Genomic DNA, 398 nt, shown 5'->3' with positions numbered 1-398 from the left:
GTGTGGCGCGCATTCTACGGGCGACTTTTCGCTCTGGCAAGCCCTTATCGAAGTTTTTGCGCATTTAAATCAGGCACAAAATTTCAGGCAAAAAAAAGCGACCCTAAGGTCGCTTTCTTTGTAACTTCCGGGTGTTCAGTGGGCCCTGGAAGTTGAATATGGCGCAGCGGACGGGACTCGAACCCGCGACCCCCGGCGTGACAGGCCGGTATTCTAACCGACTGAACTACCGCTGCGCTATACATCGAGTGGTGGGTGATGACGGGATCGAACCGCCGACCCTCTGCTTGTAAGGCAGATGCTCTCCCGGCTGAGCTAATCACCCATGTCTCTCGGTGTGGCGCGCATTCTACGTACGCCCCTGCACCCTGGCAAGCACTTTTTAAACTTTTTTCAAA

At 54.3% G+C, this 398-nt stretch carries 2 tRNA genes; both read right to left on the bottom strand.

Annotation, left to right across the window (positions count from 1 at the left end):
- Positions 1–159: 159 nt before the first annotated feature.
- Positions 160–236 (bottom strand) — tRNA-Asp (locus GYA94_RS26945).
- Between the two features lie 13 nt (positions 237–249).
- Positions 250–325, bottom strand: a tRNA-Val gene (locus GYA94_RS26940).
- Positions 326–398: the final 73 nt, after the last annotated feature.

This window comes from Pseudomonas juntendi (assembly GCF_009932375.1).
Lineage (GTDB): Bacteria > Pseudomonadota > Gammaproteobacteria > Pseudomonadales > Pseudomonadaceae > Aquipseudomonas > Aquipseudomonas juntendi.
The sequence above is the reverse complement of the archived record's forward strand: the minus strand, read 5'-3'. Positions and strand labels throughout refer to the sequence as shown.